This is a genomic window from Stappia sp. G46H5W, from assembly GCF_058448995.1.
The window spans coordinates 102,135-118,260 of the sequence record NZ_JBZFLL010000001.1; the positions used below are offsets into that span (position 1 = coordinate 102,135).

At 67.3% G+C, this 16,126-nt stretch carries 13 protein-coding genes; 5 read left to right on the forward strand and 8 right to left on the reverse strand.

All coding sequences use genetic code 11. The features are described 5' to 3' along the window. Positions 1-105: 105 nt before the first annotated feature. The 3 genes from ACVJ6E_RS00460 to ACVJ6E_RS00470 all read right to left on the reverse strand — a co-directional run bounded on the left by ACVJ6E_RS00460 (position 106) and on the right by ACVJ6E_RS00470 (position 2,435). Complete coding sequence (locus ACVJ6E_RS00460; protein ID WP_158592656.1) at positions 106-1,071, reverse strand: PaaX family transcriptional regulator C-terminal domain-containing protein; 966 nt, start codon at positions 1,069-1,071, stop codon at positions 106-108. Beyond that, the gene (puuE, locus tag ACVJ6E_RS00465; protein ID WP_120268216.1) at positions 1,049-1,960 is read right to left on the reverse strand and encodes an allantoinase PuuE; all 912 of its coding nucleotides are present in this window, start codon (positions 1,958-1,960) and stop codon (positions 1,049-1,051) included. Before puuE ends, ACVJ6E_RS00460 begins: the two co-directional genes overlap by 23 nt. Positions 1,961-2,054: 94 nt before the next feature. After that, positions 2,055-2,435 carry a hypothetical protein gene (locus ACVJ6E_RS00470; protein WP_209006185.1) on the reverse strand — a complete coding sequence of 127 codons (381 nt, stop codon included), beginning with the start codon at positions 2,433-2,435 and terminating at the stop codon, positions 2,055-2,057. A 454-nt stretch (positions 2,436-2,889) separates the two neighbouring features. On the opposite strand from ACVJ6E_RS00470, the gene ACVJ6E_RS00475 reads away from it, so the two are divergent. From ACVJ6E_RS00475 to ACVJ6E_RS00485, 3 genes are read left to right on the forward strand one after another with little or no spacing between them, the layout of a single operon-like run. After that, positions 2,890-3,444 (forward strand): PadR family transcriptional regulator, encoded by a 555-nt coding sequence (locus ACVJ6E_RS00475; RefSeq protein WP_120268217.1) that lies wholly within the window; start codon positions 2,890-2,892, stop codon positions 3,442-3,444. Positions 3,445-3,469: 25 nt separating this feature from the next. Next, positions 3,470-4,573 (forward strand): efflux RND transporter periplasmic adaptor subunit, encoded by a 1,104-nt coding sequence (locus ACVJ6E_RS00480; RefSeq protein WP_120268218.1) that lies wholly within the window; start codon positions 3,470-3,472, stop codon positions 4,571-4,573. Next, positions 4,570-8,181, forward strand: coding sequence for an efflux RND transporter permease subunit (locus tag ACVJ6E_RS00485; RefSeq protein ID WP_120268219.1), 3,612 nt, complete (start codon positions 4,570-4,572; stop codon positions 8,179-8,181). The genes ACVJ6E_RS00480 and ACVJ6E_RS00485 overlap by 4 nt, the downstream gene beginning before the upstream one ends. Positions 8,182-8,270: 89 nt before the next feature. On the opposite strand, the gene ACVJ6E_RS00490 is transcribed toward ACVJ6E_RS00485, so the two are convergent. Continuing rightward, positions 8,271-8,897 (reverse strand): TIGR00730 family Rossman fold protein, encoded by a 627-nt coding sequence (locus ACVJ6E_RS00490; protein WP_120268220.1) that lies wholly within the window; start codon positions 8,895-8,897, stop codon positions 8,271-8,273. Between the two features lie 210 nt (positions 8,898-9,107). Between ACVJ6E_RS00490 and ACVJ6E_RS00495 the strand changes: the two genes are divergently transcribed. Beyond that, positions 9,108-10,589, forward strand: coding sequence for a LysM peptidoglycan-binding domain-containing protein (locus ACVJ6E_RS00495; RefSeq protein ID WP_120268221.1), 1,482 nt, complete (start codon positions 9,108-9,110; stop codon positions 10,587-10,589). A gap of 63 nt (positions 10,590-10,652) precedes the next feature. On the opposite strand, the gene ACVJ6E_RS00500 is transcribed toward ACVJ6E_RS00495, so the two are convergent. The 4 genes from ACVJ6E_RS00500 to paaG form a co-directional block, all read right to left on the reverse strand. Further along, entirely contained in the window at positions 10,653-11,255 is a 603-nt protein-coding gene (locus ACVJ6E_RS00500; protein ID WP_120268222.1) for a TetR/AcrR family transcriptional regulator, read from the reverse strand. A 76-nt stretch (positions 11,256-11,331) separates the two neighbouring features. After that, on the reverse strand, positions 11,332-12,642 hold the full coding sequence (gene paaK, locus ACVJ6E_RS00505; protein WP_120268223.1) for a phenylacetate--CoA ligase PaaK: 1,311 nt from the start codon (positions 12,640-12,642) through the stop codon (positions 11,332-11,334). Between the two features lie 89 nt (positions 12,643-12,731). After that, complete coding sequence (gene paaI / locus ACVJ6E_RS00510; RefSeq protein WP_208996654.1) at positions 12,732-13,196, reverse strand: hydroxyphenylacetyl-CoA thioesterase PaaI; 465 nt, start codon at positions 13,194-13,196, stop codon at positions 12,732-12,734. Between the two features lie 2 nt (positions 13,197-13,198). After that, positions 13,199-14,056: a 2-(1,2-epoxy-1,2-dihydrophenyl)acetyl-CoA isomerase PaaG gene (gene paaG, locus ACVJ6E_RS00515; RefSeq protein WP_120268224.1), complete on the reverse strand. Its 858-nt coding sequence runs from the start codon at positions 14,054-14,056 to the stop codon at positions 13,199-13,201. A 340-nt stretch (positions 14,057-14,396) separates the two neighbouring features. Here paaG and paaN point away from each other — a divergent pair, with 340 nt between their 5' ends. Further along, the gene (gene paaN / locus ACVJ6E_RS00520; protein ID WP_120268225.1) at positions 14,397-16,058 is read left to right on the forward strand and encodes a phenylacetic acid degradation protein PaaN; all 1,662 of its coding nucleotides are present in this window, start codon (positions 14,397-14,399) and stop codon (positions 16,056-16,058) included. Positions 16,059-16,126: the final 68 nt, after the last annotated feature.

A 16,126-nucleotide genomic window follows, 5' to 3' on the forward strand; every position in this document is an offset into this window, starting at 1 on the left:
CGCATTATACGTGACGATATTTTTATATTTCAAGTTTTTTCTGTCACATATTAGCCCATGGCGAACCGGTTCGCACAAGTCGCTGATTTGTCTGAATTCCCAGGTTCAGCCAGCAGAAAAGCGGCGGGCTTCCGTGGCATCCGGCGGCGGCAGCAGGCCGTCGCGGCCGCGCGCATGGTACGCGATCCAGGCCTCGGCCGGCGCCCGCAACGCGCCGTAGAGACGGGCCGCCAGCCGGTTGGCGGCAAGGCCCGGCCAATCGGCTGGAAGCAGCGCAGGCGGCAGCATCGGGTCACGCAGGATCAACCGGCGATAGTCGTGAACGAGCAGGATGCGGCAGACCATCGCCGTCTCCGGCGACAGGCACCCTTGTTCCGCACCGCCCTGCCCGGCCTCCAGCGCATCGGCAAGCGGCGCATACCGCTGGCAAAAGGACTGGTAGCGGCCGGCCAGCGGGGCGAGATCGAAGGCGCGGGCAACGAGATCGGCATCCGACCCGGCCAGCACGGAGGCGGCCAGCGTCACCGCGCCATCCGCCGCCCCTTGCGGAAAGTCGGGCCCGTCCAGCGGCGGGCTGGCCGGGGTGCCGAGCAGCACGCCGGGGGCCAGCAACCCGTAGCCGGCCTTGCGGGCTGCCTCGCGCAGGCCGTTGCGACCGTCCGTTTCGGGCAGCACGACGACGCGCAGCTCCACCGGGCGCGTCTCGCCCCCGTCCGGCGCAAGGCGATAGATGCGCTGCGAGGCCGGGGTGAAGGTCGCGCGCCCGGCCGCCGACAGGGCGTAGAAGCTTAGCCGCCCCTGACGCTCGCGCTCGACCCAGCCGTCGCGGGCAAGACGCGAGAGCGCCGCGCGCACGGCAGCTGCATCGATGCGCATGAGGCCGAGCAGATCGGACAGCGTGCCGGCCCAGACCTCACCGCCGCGCGGGGCGACGAGATCGCCGAAGATCGTGACGATCAGCGACCAGACGCGCAGCGGCTGGGTCTCGTGCAGCCGGTCCAGCAGGGCCGTTGCAAGCGCCTCGACATCCGCCGGAGCCGTGCCGGCCTCAGCCGGCGGCGTGGTGGGCATGCCAGTGCCAGGCGATGTCGATGCGCCGGGTGACCCAGACCTTCTCGTGCGAGGCGACATAGTCGAGGAAGCGGGCGAGCGCCGCGGCGCGGCCCGGGCGGCCGACCAGACGGCAGTGCAGGCCGATGTTCATCATCTTCGGCGCGCCGGCCTCTCCTTCCGCATAGAGCGTGTCGAACGTGTCCTTCAGGTAGGTGAAGAACTGGTCGCCCGAGTTGAAGCCCTGCGGGGTGGCAAAACGCATGTCGTTGGCATCGAGCGTATAGGGAATGACGAGATGCGGACCCGACGGCCCCTCGACCCAGTAGGGCAGGTCGTCGGCATAGCTGTCGGAATCATAGAGGAAACCGCCCTCCTCCATCACGAGGTCGCGGGTGAATTCCGACGTACGGCCGGTGTACCAGCCGAGCGGGCGCGAGCCGGTGACTTCCTCGTGGATGCGGATCGCCTCGATCATGTGGCGCCGCTCGTCCTCGCGCGAGAAGTCCTTGTAGTCGATCCACTTCAGCCCGTGCGAGGCGATCTCCCAGCCGGCCTCGTTCATGGCCGCGACCGCATCCGGGTTGCGCTGCAGGGCGGTGGCGACGCCGTAGACGGTGACCGGCATGGAGCGCTCGGTGAACAGGCGCCACAGGCGCCAGAAGCCGGCGCGCGAGCCGTATTCGTAGATCGATTCCATGCTCATGTGGCGCTGGCGAAGCCAGGGCGCGGCACCGACGATCTCCGAGAGAAAGGCCTCGGAATGGCTGTCGCCATGGAGGATGCAGTTCTCGCCGCCTTCCTCGTAGTTGATGACGACCTGGACGGCGACATTGGCGTCGTTCGGCCACTGCGGATTGGGCGTCTCGCGTCCGTAGCCGACGAGATCGCGCGGATAGGTGTCGCTCATGGGGACCGTCCGTTGCACGAGGGGACCAGGCCCAAGACGGGCTGCTCAAGCCCGGAGGAAACCCAAAACCGTGCGCCGATGCAAGGCCTTCGCGTCAGCCGCGCTCACGCACACGCACAGGAACCGGGACAAGTGCCGGCTCGAGCGCAACTTGGGTCCCGCCACGCGCGCGACGCCCCCGGTCGTCGCCGGGCTCCGACGGCAGCGCCATGATCGCCGCGCCCATCGCGGCCGAGCACAGGGTGATCATCAGGCCGGCGAGCAGCACCACCACGGGCAGCCAGGGTTGGTCGGAGGCAAGGATCAGGCTGCGAAGGCCGCCGGTATCGAGCCACATCAAGCCGCCGAGCACGAGCGCGGCAGCAAAGGCGCCGATCAGCCAGTTGATGGCAAGAAGCCGGAAAAACGGCTGGGCGAGCAGACGGGGGATGCCGCCGGACCGAGAGGAGGAGTGCACGTCTTTCAGGTCGGTCATGGATCCGCACCTTTCCTTGAAGCGTAGACGAGATCGCAAGAGCGTCAACGCGCCCTGCCCGATCCATCTCTTCATCAAGATGGCGCAGGCGGCGAGAATGTCCACGTGGTCGACTGCCGCAGTCGGCCCCGCCCGCATTCCAAGGCTCGAAAAAACCGCTGGCGCCGAAAAATCCCTCGCGGATCGCTTGTGTCCGGGGTCGTGCAGCCTATATAAGGCGGAAGTATATCGAACCGATATATCACTAATCAAGAATATATCGAACCGGCATTGTCCGCAGCCAGCAGGCCCTAAAGGGCACAAAAGCGCAAGCGCGGTCGGGACGGACATGCCATCAGGAACGAGACCGGATCGCATCGACAGGATCGCGACCGGCAATGGCCGAACAAGAAGATCGCCTGCAACGACAGGGCGACGGGCCGACACTCCCGGCGAGGGCGGAAGGAAACCGAGAATGAGCGTGAGAACCCTGTGCCTTGCAATCCTCAATTTCGGAGACGCAACAGGTTACGAGATCCGCAAGCTCTCGACCGAAGGCAAGTACAGCTATTTCGTCGATGCCAGCTTCGGGTCGATCTACCCGGCGCTCGCCCGCCTGGAGGCCGAAGGTCTGGTCACCGTGCGCGAGGAGGCCCAGAGCGGCAAGCCGTCGCGCAAGGTCTATTCCATCACCGAGGCGGGTCGAGAGGAGTTCGTCCGCGATCTCAGCCGGCCGCCCGCACCCGACACCTACCGTTCGCCGTTCCTGCTGGTCGCCATGTGCGCGGAGATGGTCGGGCCGCAGGTCATCGCGAAGGCCATCGACGCGCGCCTGGCGCATCTGCGCGAGGAGCTGGCCAAGCTGGAAGCGATCGGATCCGAACCCTGCGACCGGCGCCCGGCCGCGAGCTTCATCCTGGAATACGGGCGCAACTGCATGACCGAGGACATCCGCTTCCTGGAAGCGAACCGACACAGACTTGAAGACATCGCACTCGGCCACCCCGCCCTCCCCCTGGCCGCCGAGTGAACGAACACAGCCGGAGATCCCCCGAATGAAGATCCGCTTCTCCCACGTTCTCGCAGTCGGCATCGTCGCCGGCGTTGCGGGCTGGATGTGGACGGGCAGTTTTGTGGCCGGCGGCATGGCCGACTCGGAAAACGCGACACCTCCCCCCTCGCAGCGCGCGGAGGAAGCCGCGGCAAAGCCCTTCCGTGTCGCCGTTCGCGAGATCACTGCGCAGCCGCGTCGCTCGATCCTGGTGATCCGCGGCCGCACCGAGGCCGACGCCAAGGTCGAGGTGCGGGCCGAGACCAGCGGGCGGGTGGCCGAGCGCCGGGTCAAGGAAGGCGACAGGGTCGCGAAGGACGACGTGCTCTGCGTGCTCGACAAGGGTGCGCGCGAGGCCAAGGTTCTCGACGCCAGGGCCCAGCTCGCCCAGGCCGAGCTTGACTTTACCGCCGCCACGCAGCTCAACGAGAAGGGGTTCACCGCCCAGACCCGCGTCGCCGCGCTCAAGGCGGCGATGGATGCGGCAACCGCCCGGCTCGAGGAAGAGGAGCTGGAACTGTCGCGCACGATCATCAAGGCGCCGATCCCGGGCATCATCGAGAGCCCGATGGTCAGCACCGGCACGGTGCTGGCGGTGGGCGGCGTATGCGCCACCATCATCGACGCCGACCCGGTGCTGGCGATCGGCCAGGTGTCGGAGCGCGACGTGAGCAAGCTGGAGATCGGCCAGAACGCCGAGGTGGAGCTGGTGACCGGCGACAGCGCGACGGGCAAGATCCGTTATATCGGGACGGCCTCCGACCCGGCCACCCGCACCTTCCGCGTCGAGATCGAGATCGAGAACAAGGACGGGGCGATCCGCGACGGCATCACCACCACCGCACGGGTGCCGCTGAAGGAGGAGAGCGCCCACAAGCTGAGTTCCGGCGTCCTGACGCTGAATGATGCCGGCACGCTCGGCATCCGTGCCGTGGACGAACAGAACCGCGTCGCCTTCCACCCCGTGACGGTTCTGGGCGGCGATGAGGACGGACTTTGGGTTGGCGGGCTGCCGGACACGGTTCGGCTGATCGTGACCGGTCAGGACTATGTGACCGACGGCCAGACCGTCGAGCCCGTGGCCACCATGGCAGGAGCTACGCAATGATCTCGATGCTCGAGACGGTCCTGCGGCGGCCGAAGACCGTTCTCACCCTGATGGTGGTGATGGTTGCGGCCGGCATCATGGCCTATATCAGCGTGCCGAAAGAGGCCGACCCCGATATCGACATTCCGGTCTTCTACGTCTCGATCAGCCAGCAGGGCGTCTCGCCTGGCGACGCGGAACGGCTGATCGCAAGGCCGATGGAGACCGCCCTGCGCGGCCTCGACGGTCTCAAGGAGATCACCACGGTCTCCGGTGAGGGCCATGTCGGCGTCGTGCTGGAGTTCAACGTCGACTTCGACAAGGACAAGGCGCTGGCCGATGTCCGCGACAAGGTCGACCAGGCCAAGGCCGACATCCCGGCGGAAGCCGACGAGCCGACCATCGTCGAGACCAATTTCGCCCTGATGCCGACGATCTTCGTGACGCTGTCCGGCGACGTTCCGGAGCGCACGCTGTACCGGCATGCACGGCGGTTGAAGGACGAGATCGAAGCGGTTCCGACAGTCCTGAACGCAGACCTCTCCGGTCACCGGGAGGAACTGCTCGAGGTCGTCATCGACAGCATGAAGCTGGAGTCCTACCAGGTCACCCAGCAGGAACTGCTGACCTCGCTGTCGAACAACAACCAGCTCGTGCCGGCCGGCTTCCTCGACAACGGCCAGGGCCGCTTCAACGTCAAGGTTCCCGGCCTCGTCGAAACCGCGGAAGACGTCTATTCCCTGCCGATCAAGCAGAGCGGCGAAGGCGTGGTGACGCTCGGCGACATCGCCGAAATCCGCCGCACCTTCAAGGACCCGACCAGCTACACCCGCGTCAACGGCCATCCGGCGATCTCCATCGACGTGGTCAAGCGCAAGGGCACCAACATCATCGAGAACAACGCCGCGGTGCGCGATGTGGTGGAGGCGGCGACCAAAGACTGGCCGGAGACGATCCGCGTCGACTACATCCTCGACAAGTCGGAGGACATCTTCGAGATCCTCGGCTCGCTGGAATCCTCGATCCTGACCGCGATCTTCCTGGTGATGGTGGTGATCGTCTGGGCGCTCGGCTTCAAGTCCGCGCTGCTGGTCGGCATCTCCATCCCCGCGTCCTTCATGGTCGGCTTCCTGATCCTGCAATCGGTCGGCATGACCGTGAACACGATGGTGATGTTCGGCCTCGTGCTCACCGTCGGCATGCTGGTCGACGGCGCCATCGTCATGGTCGAGTATGCCGACCGCAAGGTGGCCGAGGGCATGGACGCGCAGGAGGCCTATATCCGCGCCTCCAAGCTGATGTTCTGGCCGATCACCTCCTCGACGGCAACGACGCTGGCCGCCTTCCTGCCCATGCTGCTGTGGCCGGGCGTGGCGGGCGAGTTCATGAGCTACCTGCCGATCATGGTGATCATCGTGCTCAGCGCCTCGCTGCTGACCGCGCTGGTGTTCCTGCCGGTGACGGGTGCGGCCATGTCCGGCGCGATCTCCTGGATCGGGCGCAACGCCGAATGGCTGGTGGCCCTGATGATCGGCGCCGCCGTCGCCGCGCTGTTCGCCAATCCGGCGGTCGCCGGCTTGCTGCCCCTGCCGCAGGAAGTGTTCCTGACGATTGCCGCCGTCGCCTCTCTGGCTGCGGGTGTGCTCGCCTATTTCGGTCTCAAGCCGCTGGTCGCCGCCTCCCGCCGCCGCGCACAGCGTGCGGCGGCGGAAGAGCAGGAGGCTGCAAAGCTCCTGTCGGCGGGCGAGCAGTTCGATGCCTCGAAGATCCGCGGCGTCACGGGCATCTATGTCCGGCTGCTGAGCTTTTGCGCCGGCACCGCGTTCGGCAATGTCGTCACGCTGGTGGCGCTCGTGGCCCTGTCGGGCGGCATCCTCAGTTACTTCATGGCCAACTCGCAAGGCGTCGAGTTCTTCGTGGAGGAGGAGCCGAATTCGGCCATCGTGCTGGTTTCGGCACGCGGCAACTTCTCCGCCCGTGAGGCGCTGGAACTGGCGCTCGACGTCGAGCGCGAGGTGATCGACGTCAAGGGCATCAAGAATGCCGTGATGTCGGTATCCACCGGAAGCAGTGGCGGCGGCGGCATGATGGGCGTGCAGGACAAGCCGGCCGACGTGATCGCCCAGATCAACCTCGAGTTCTCCGACTATTGCTGCCGGCGGAACTGGAAGCAGATCGCCGCCGAGATCCGCGAACGCACGGCCGACCTGCCGGGCATCTTCGTGGAGACGCGGGAGATCGAGGGCGGCCCGCCGACCGGCAAGGACGTGCGACTGCAAGTCACCTCGACCAGCTACAAGGAGCTGACGGAAACCGTCGCCAAGGTGCGCGAGCATGTAGACAGCATGGAGAGCCTGCAGGACCGCGAGGACAGCCGTCCCCTGCCCGGCATCGAGTGGCAGATCACCATCGACCGCGAACAGGCGGGCCGCTTTCAGGCTGGTATCGGCTCGGTCGGCTCGATGGTGCAGCTCGTCACCAACGGCGTGCTGATCGGCAAGTTCCGCCCGGACGACTCCGAGGACGAGGTGGACATCCGCGTGCGCCTGCCGGAAGCCGAACGCACACTGGACCGGTTCGATTCCCTGCGCCTGCAGACGGAACTCGGCCAGGTGCCGCTGTCCAACTTCATCGACCGGGCGCCGCAGCAGAAGGTCACGACCATCACCCGCCGCGACGGGCTCTATGCGATGGACGTGAAGGCCAATGTGGTGATGACCGACACGATCACCACTGCCGACGGCGTCACCCGGCCGCTGACCGCCAACGACAAGGTGGCGGAGTTGCAGGCCTGGCTCGACACCCAGCAATGGCCGGAAACCGTCTCCTTCCGCTTCCGCGGCGCGGACGAGGACCAGAAGGAGTCCGGCGAGTTCCTGATGAAGGCGATGATCGGGTCGCTGTTCCTGATGTTCATCATCCTGGTGACCCAGTTCAACAGCTTCTACCAGACCTTCCTGACGCTCTCGACGGTGATCATGTCGGTCTTCGGCGTGCTGCTCGGCATGGCGGTGATGGGGCAGAAGTTCTCGATCATCATGACGGGAACGGGCGTGGTGGCGCTGGCCGGCATCGTGGTGAACAACGCCATCGTGCTCATCGACACCTACAATCGCTTCCGGGAAGACGGGATCGAACCGGTGGAGGCGGTGCTGAAGACCTCAGCGCAGCGCATCCGGCCGGTGCTGCTGACCACCATCACCACCATCGCCGGCCTGGTGCCGATGATGACGCAGCTAAACCTCGACTTCGTCAACCGGGTGATCGCGCTCGGCTCGATCACCGCGGTATGGTGGGTGCAGCTCTCCACGGCGATCATCTTCGGCCTCGGCTTCGCGACGATCCTGACGCTGATCGTCATCCCGACCATGCTGGCACTGCCCACGGTGTGGATGCGGCTGTTCGCCAGCCGGCGCAACCGCGAGGCGGATGCGGGCACCGGTGCGGACGGCACTACGCCCGCAGAAACGGCGTTCGGGGAGAGGCAGCACGTAGCGGCATCGGAGGCTCCGGCAACGCCGGCTTCGGCCGCCTTCGGCGCACCGGGCTCGGCCACCGTCACCTCGATCGGGCCGCGCAAGGAACCGCCGAGGGTGCCTCCGGGCACGCTGCCCCAGGCAGCGGAATGACATGAAAAGGGCCCGCAGGAGACATCCTGCGGGCCCTTTTTGTTGTCCAAGATCAGGCCCTTGCAGGCGCTGGCTCAGAGTTTTTCACATCAGAGCTTTTCGAGATCGGCGACGCCGGCCTCCGTGGCTCCCTCGCCCGCTCCGGCCGGCCGGCGAAGGGCGGGAAGAATCTCGGCAACGCTGTTCGCAACCCGGTAGTCGACCTCGAAGCCGGCGCGAATGAACCCTTCGCCGCGCATGTGCGCGAGCAGGTCGATCAGCGGTCGCCAGAAGCCCCCGATATCGGCGAGCACCACCGGCTTGCAATGCTGTCCGAGCTGGCCCCAGGTCAGCATCTCCACCACTTCTTCCAGCGTGCCGATGCCGCCCGGCAGCGCGACGAAGCCGTCGGCGCGCTCGAACATGGTGCGCTTGCGCTCGTGCATGTCGCTGGTGACGACGAGCTCGCTGACCGACTGCATCATCACTTCGCGCTCCTCCAGGAACGCTGGAATGACGCCGGTGACATGGCCGCCAGCCTCCAGCGCGGAGTTGGCGACCGCGCCCATGAGGCCGAGGGAGCCGCCGCCATAGACGAGGCCAAGGCCTTCGGCGGCGAGCATGCGGCCAAGCTGGCGCGCCGCATCCATATAGGCGGGATCGGCGCCCTCGCCCGTGCCGCAATAGACGCAAACGGTTTTCAGGCGGCGGGTTTCATCCTCGCCGCACGGTGACATGTGATCGTGTTTCATGAGGCTAGATGTGACGCCAGCGCCCCCGCGGGTCAAGCGGGCGAATGCCGCCGCCGGCGCAAGCGGCTGGAGACCCGGCTTGCTTGCCGGCTGCTGGTTTAGCGTATAGTCATTCGGTGGAATTTCGGGGGCGCTGACACATATTGTGTCGCAGGGGTAACCGCACGGCGCGAATCGCGGGGAGCGCGGGTTTTCATGTCGCAGAAACTCATCATCCAGGTTCTTGTCCTGCTCGGCCTCGCCGGCGCGGGAGCCGCCGGCTACTACCTGTCGCAGAAGGACGATGGTCCTGCACAGCAAACGACCGAGGCCCCGACGGCCGGCGATGTGGCGACGCAGGCCACCGCGAGCAACGACCCCGCAAAGACGGAAGAGCCAAAGGCCGGCGAAACATCCAGCGAAAACACCGATATCGGCGGAAAGTCCGTCGAGGAGCGACTGGCCGCCGTTCCCTCCTTCGACCTGATGCGTGTGGAGCCGGACGGCTCGGCCGTGGTTGCGGGCCGCTCGGAAGCCGGCGCCATCATCGCGCTGCTCGCCAACGGCGAGGTGATCGGCCGCGGCATCGCCAATGCCGCCGGCGAATTCGCCATCGTGCTCGACCAGCCGCTCAAGCCGGGCGCTCATGCGGTGACGCTGGAAACGCGCGATGCCGACGGCAAGGTGCTGAACGAATCGCAGCAGTCGATGGCCGTCTCCGTGCCGGGCGACCCGTCCAAGGGCGAAGTCCTGGTGATGCTGAACGAGCCGGGCGCGCCTTCGCAGATCCTGCAGAAGCCGCAGCAGGTCGCCGATGCGGGCGCCGCCGCCGACACGCCTTCGGGAGCGCAGGGCACCACAGGCACCGGCGAAACCGCAGCGCCCCAGACGGCAGCCGCTGCCCCCGCGCAGCCGGGCGGCGACACCGCCGCGGCAGGCCAGCAGACGGATGCAGCCGCACAGGCTCAGGTGCAAGCCGAGCCGCAGGCGGCACCGCAGAGCGCCGGCGACAGCAACACGACGACCGAACAGCAGGTGGCCGCGGCCCCGCAGGCCGGCGACACCAGCACGGCGCCCGCCGCAGGCAGCCAGCCGGCAGCGACCGGCGGCAACGCCCCTGCCGACACCGCACCTGCCGCCGATGCGGCAATGCCGACCGTGACCGTCGAGGCGGTGGAGACAGAGAACGAAAAGGTCTTCGTCGCGGGATCCGGCGAGCCGAACAGCGACGTGCGCGTCTATCTCGACAACCAGCTGGTCGGCGAGGCCAAGACCGATGCCAAGGGCCGCTGGCTGCTGGAAGCGCAAGGCGAGGTGAAGCCCGGCGAAGTGGCCGTGCGCGCCGACCAGGTGACCACCGGCGACGGCGAAGTGACCGCCCGCGCAGAAGTGACCTTCGAAAAGGCTGCCGACGAGGCCGTGATCCTGCGTCCTGTGGCGCTGTCCGGCGAGGCCGGAGCGGGCTCCGGCGCCAGCGGCGATGCCGGCACGCGCCAGATCCCGAGCGTGATCATCCGCACCGGCGACAACCTGTGGACCATCTCGCAGCGCCGCTACGGCGACGGCATTCGCTACACGACGATCTACCAGGCCAACAAGGACCAGATCCGCAATCCGGACCTGATCTATCCCGGTCAGGTGTTCATGATCCCCGAAGGCGACCGCAACTGGCCGGCGCAGCGCTCGACCGGCGGCTGAGCCAGACGCTCAAGCGCCGGGCACTCACGTTGTCAAAGCGGAAGGCCTGCCTGCGGCGGCGACTCAGCCGGCGAGGCTGCGCGCGCCGTCCAGGATGAGGCGCGTCGCGATGCGGGCATAGTCGGCACGGCTGACGGCGCCGCCTTCGCGGAACCACAGATAGTGCCAGTTGACCATGCCGAAGAGGCTCATGGTCACCGGCTTCAGCAGCGTCGAGCCGGGCTCGGCGAGCTGCGGCACCGCCCGCGACAGCGCACCGGCGAACAGCTGCACGAGGCGACGCTCGCGCGCCTTCAGTTCCTCCTGCTGCTCGGCCGGCAGCCGCTTCATCTCGTTGATCTGGATCTTGTGCTCGGCATTGGCGTCGCGATAGGCGTCGAGCAGCGCCAGCACATAGCCGTGCAGCATCTCCTCGCCGGTCATCTCCGGCGTGGCGCCCTCCTCCACCGCCGCGATCAGCTCGTCCAGATGATCGCGGATGATGTCGAAGAGCAGCGCATCCTTGTTGGCGTAGTAGTGATAGAGCAGCGCCTTGGAGACGCCGCAGCCGAGGGCGATCTGGTTCATGGAGGCGCGGTCGAACCCGTGCTCGGCAAAGAGTTCGGCCGAGGTCTTCAGGATCGCCTTGCGCTTGTCGTCGTAATCTTCGGCGCGCGGGCGTGCCATGTCGTCCAGTCCCCCGGAGTGGTCCGGCCGCGGAAGGTCCCGCGGCCGTTGCTGCTGGTGTGCGGGCGCCGGCCTATCAGGCCTTCGGCCGGTTGTCGATCACGCGCTTCGCCTTGCCCATCGAACGTTCGATCACGCCCGGGTCGGCAACGGCGATGCGGGTGCTGATCCCGATCACGTTCTTGATATGCGTCCTCAGCTCGGCGGCGGAGGCCGCGCGCTGCGCATCGTCGGCATGGGTGGGAAGCGCCTCGACGTGGACGGTCATTTCGTCCATCCGGCCCGAGCGTGTCAATTCCACCTGGTAGTGCGGCGCCAGCCCCTCGACGCGCAGCAACTGTTCCTCGATCTGCGTCGGGAAGACGTTGACGCCGCGCAGGATCATCATGTCGTCGGAGCGGCCCGTCACCTTCTCCATCCGCCGCATGGAGCGGGCCGTGCCCGGCAACAGGCGCGTCAGGTCGCGGGTGCGGTAGCGGATGACCGGCATCGCCTCCTTGGTCAGCGAGGTGAAGACGAGCTCGCCGATCTCGCCGTCCGGCAGCACTTCGCCCGTCACCGGGTCGATGATCTCGGGATAGAAATGGTCTTCCCAGATGTGCAGACCGTCCTTGGTCTCGACGCACTCGTTGGCGACACCCGGCCCCATCACCTCGGACAGGCCGTAGATGTCGACCGCGTGCATGTCGAAGGCGGCCTCGATCTCCTGGCGCATGGCGTTGGTCCAGGGCTCGGCACCGAAGACGCCGACCTTCAGCGAGGACTCGCGCGGATCGATGCCGCGCGCGCGGTACTCGTCGAGGATCGCCAGCATGTAGGACGGCGTCACCATGATGACGTCGGGACGGAAGTCCTCGATCAAGGACACCTGGCGCTCGGTCATGCCGCCGGAAATCGGCACGACGGTCATGCCCAGTTCCTCGGCCCCGTAATGGGCGCCGAGACCGCCGGTGAACAGGCCATAGCCGTAGGCGACATGGCAGATCATGCCCGGCCGGGCACCGGCGGCGCGCAGCGAGCGGGCCATGACGGTGGCCCAGGTCTTGATGTCATTGCGGGTGTAGCCGACCACGGTCGGCTTTCCCGTCGTCCCGGACGAGGCATGGACGCGGGCTACCTGCTCGCGCGGCACGGCATACATGCCGAAAGGATAGTTGTCGCGCAGGGTCTGCTTGTAGGTGAAGGGGAACTTGCCGAGATCGGCAAGGGTCTTCAGGTCGTCCGGATGGACGCCGGCCTCGTCGAAGCTCTTGCGGTAATGGGCAACGTTCTCGTAGGCGTGACGCAGCGACCATTTCAGCCGGTCGAGCTGCAGGGCCGCGATCTCGTCGCGAGAAGCGGTTTCGATGGGGTCGAGATCGCCCGGCTTCGGCGCCAGATCGAACATGCGTCTAATCCTCCCGGATTGTCCTGTGCCGTCACGGGTGCTTCCCCCGCGCGGTCATCGCTCTTGTTGAAATCCGTCGTTCCTGCCGATCACTCGACCGGCAGGTGGGTGCCCTTGATGGTGCGGGAATTGCCGCGGAACTCGGCGAGGACCTCGCCGGCCGCATTGGTCACGGTCACGTCGGTGATGCCCGAGCGCCCTTCGCGCCAGCGCTCGAAGGCCGTGGCAACCAGCCGCTCGCCGAGGCGTCCGGGCCGCAGGAAGCTGACCGCACAGTGGCTCGCCACCGTGTTCTGGTTGTGGCTGTTGCAGGCGAAGGCGAAGGCCGAATCCGCCAGCGTGAAAATGTAGCCGCCGTGGCAGATGCCATGGCCGTTGACCATCGCCTCGGTGACGGTCATGGCGATCGCCGCGCGGCCCGGACCGACCTCGAGGATCTCCATGCCGAGCCCCTGGCTCGCCTTGTCGCCGGCCCACATGGCATCGGCGCAGGCGCGGGCCAACTCGTCCGGAGTCATGCTGTTGGCTGGTCGTGCGGCTTGCGTGTCGGTCATGGTCACGCCTCCCCGTCCCCGCCCGCGCCCTTCGGCGGGCGGCCGGTGAAGGACGGCGCACGCTTGGCCATGAAGGCGGCGACGCCTTCCGCGTAGTCCGGGGAGCGGCCGGCCAGCCCCTGCAGGTCGCGTTCCAGGTCGAGCTGGGTATCGAGATCGTTGCCGAAGGAGGCTTCCAGCGCCTGCTTGACGAGGCCGAGGCCAAAGGTCGGCGCGGCGGCCAGCTCGCCGGCAAGGCGGCGCGCCTCGCCCATCAGCTCGCCATCGGGCAATGCCTTCCAGATCATGCCCCATTCCTCCGCCTGGCGGGCGGGAACCGGGGTGGCGAGCAGCGCCAGCGCCTTGGCGCGGGCAAGGCCGACAAGGCGCGGCAGCGACCAGGTGCCACCGGAATCGGGCACGAGGCCGATCTTCGAGAAGGCCTGGATGAACTTTGCGCTTTCGGCGGCCAGAACGATATCGCAGGCCAGCGCGATGTTCGCGCCGGCGCCTGCCGCAACGCCGTTGACGGCGCAGACGACCGGCTTCGGCAGCGCCTTCAGCCGGCGCAGCAGTGGATTGTAGTTCGCCTCGATGGTGCGGGTGAGGTCCGGCGGGGCATCGCCCGGCGCGGTGACACGGTCGCTGAGATCCTGGCCGGCGCAGAAGCCGCGCCCGGCGCCGGTCAGCAGCACGCAGCGGATTTCCGCATCGCTCTCGGCGACGTCCATCGCCTCGCGCAGCGCGGCATGCATCGCCTCGTTGAAGGAGTTCAGCTTGTCCGGCCGGTTCAGCGTGACGACGAGAACGCCGCCCTCGCGCTCGACCAGAACGGGCGCGGGCTCCGCCCCGCCGTGAGCTGCAGAAGTCTCGGTTTGCATGCGCCCTCCCGTTGCGCCGGTGCCGCCGCCGCGACGTGGATCCACCCTCGGGGTGCCCTCCCTCGCCGCGATGCGTACCGGTCGCCCTCGTGATTTTTCACTTGACTGACCAACCGGTCGGTCAATTATTATGATCGTCAATCGGGCGCTGTCAATCGCGTCCGAACCAACGAACCGACCCGCCCCGTGGCACCGCGATCAGGCACAGCCTGGACACGGCCGGAGAGGCGGGCAAGACATCAGGCGGCGCGTCCGCCGGGAGGAAAACGCCAGCGGTTCCCGCAAGACGGGACCCTGTCGGCGTGCGTCCCCGGCCAGCGCGTCACGCAGGGAGACGGTCATGGCCGCATTCTTCGACACGCACAAGGCGACCCTGGACAAGGCGGTGGAGACCATCCATAGCCGCGGCTACTGGTCCGCCTATCCGGAGATGCCCTCCGGCAAGATCTACGGCGAGAGCGCGAAGGACGACGGCGAGGCCACCTTCAAGGCCCTGCTGGGCAAGCCGTTCGAGCTGGACCAGCCGACGACCGGCGGTCATGTCGGCCATGAGGTCAGCCCCTTCGGCCTCGACCTTGGGGTCACCTATCCCGAGACCACCCCGGACATGGCCGTTGCCGCCGCCAAGGCCGCGATGGACGGCTGGGGCAAGGCGAGCGCGGAAGCGCGCGCCGGCGTCTGCCTGGAGATCCTGCACCGCATCAACCGGCTGAGCTTCCTGTTCGCCAATGCGGTGATGCACACGTCCGGCCAGGCCTTCATGATGGCCTTCCAGGCCGGCGGCCCGCATGCGCAGGATCGCGGTCTCGAGGCCGTCGCCTATGCCTATGACGAGATGAGCCGCATTCCCGGCGCCGTGCGCTGGGAAAAGCCGCAGGGTCCGAAGGATCCGCTGGTGCTGGACAAGCAGTTCCGCATCGTGCCGCGCGGGCCGGCGCTGGTCATCGGCTGCGCCACCTTCCCGACCTGGAACAGCTATCCGGGCCTCTTCGCCAGCCTTGCAACCGGCAACCCGGTGATCGTCAAGCCGCATCCGGGCGCGATCCTGCCGCTGGCGCTGACGATCAAGATCGGCCGCGAGGTGCTTGCCGAGGCCGGATTCGACCCGAACGTGCTGCAGCTTGCCGCGGACACCGCCGACAAGCCGCTGACCAAGGAGCTGGTCACCCATCCGGACGTCGCCATCATCGACTTCACCGGCTCGCCGGCCTTCGGCGCCTGGGTGCGCGAGAACGCCAAGGGCAAGCTGGTCTATACCGAGGAAGCCGGCGTCAATTCCATCGTCATCACCGGCACGCCGTCGATGCGCGGTATGGCCGGCAACATCGCCTTTTCGCTCTCGCTCTATTCCGGGCAGATGTGCACCGCGCCGCAGAACATTTTCGTGCCGCGCAACGGCATCGACACGGACGAGGGTCACAAGAGCTTCGACGAGGTGGCCGGCGCCATCGCGACCGCCGTCGACAAGCTGCTGGGCGATCCCCAGCGGGCGGCCGGCGTGCTCGGCGCCGTGCAGAGCGAGGCGACGCTGGAGCGTGTCGCCGAGGCCCGCAAGCTCGGCAAAGTGCTGCGCGACAGCACCCCGGTCGAGGGCATGGACGGCGCCCGTTCGGCGACCCCGCTCGTTCTGGCGGTCGATGCGAAGGACGAGGCCGCCTATCTGGAGGAGCGCTTCGGGCCGATCAGCTTCGTGATCGCCACCGACAGCGCGGAGGATGCGATCGCCCGTGCGGCCGGCTCCGCCAAGACGCGCGGCGCGATCACCGCGGCGCTCTATGCGACGGACGAGAGCCTGATCGACAAGGCGGCAGATGCCTTCGCCGATGCCGGCGTCGCGCTTTCAGTCAACCTGACTGGCGGCATCTTCGTGAACCAGTCCGCCGCCTTCTCCGACTATCACGTCACCGGAGCGAACCCGGCCGGCAATGCCTGTCTGTGCGACAGCGCCTTCGTCGCCAACCGCTTCCGCGTGGCAGCCATGCGCCGCCCGGTCGCGGCGTAGGAACGGACGGGCCGGCGGCGACACGTTTGCCCCCGGCCCCTGCTTTCCGAACGGGAGACCGGAAACAG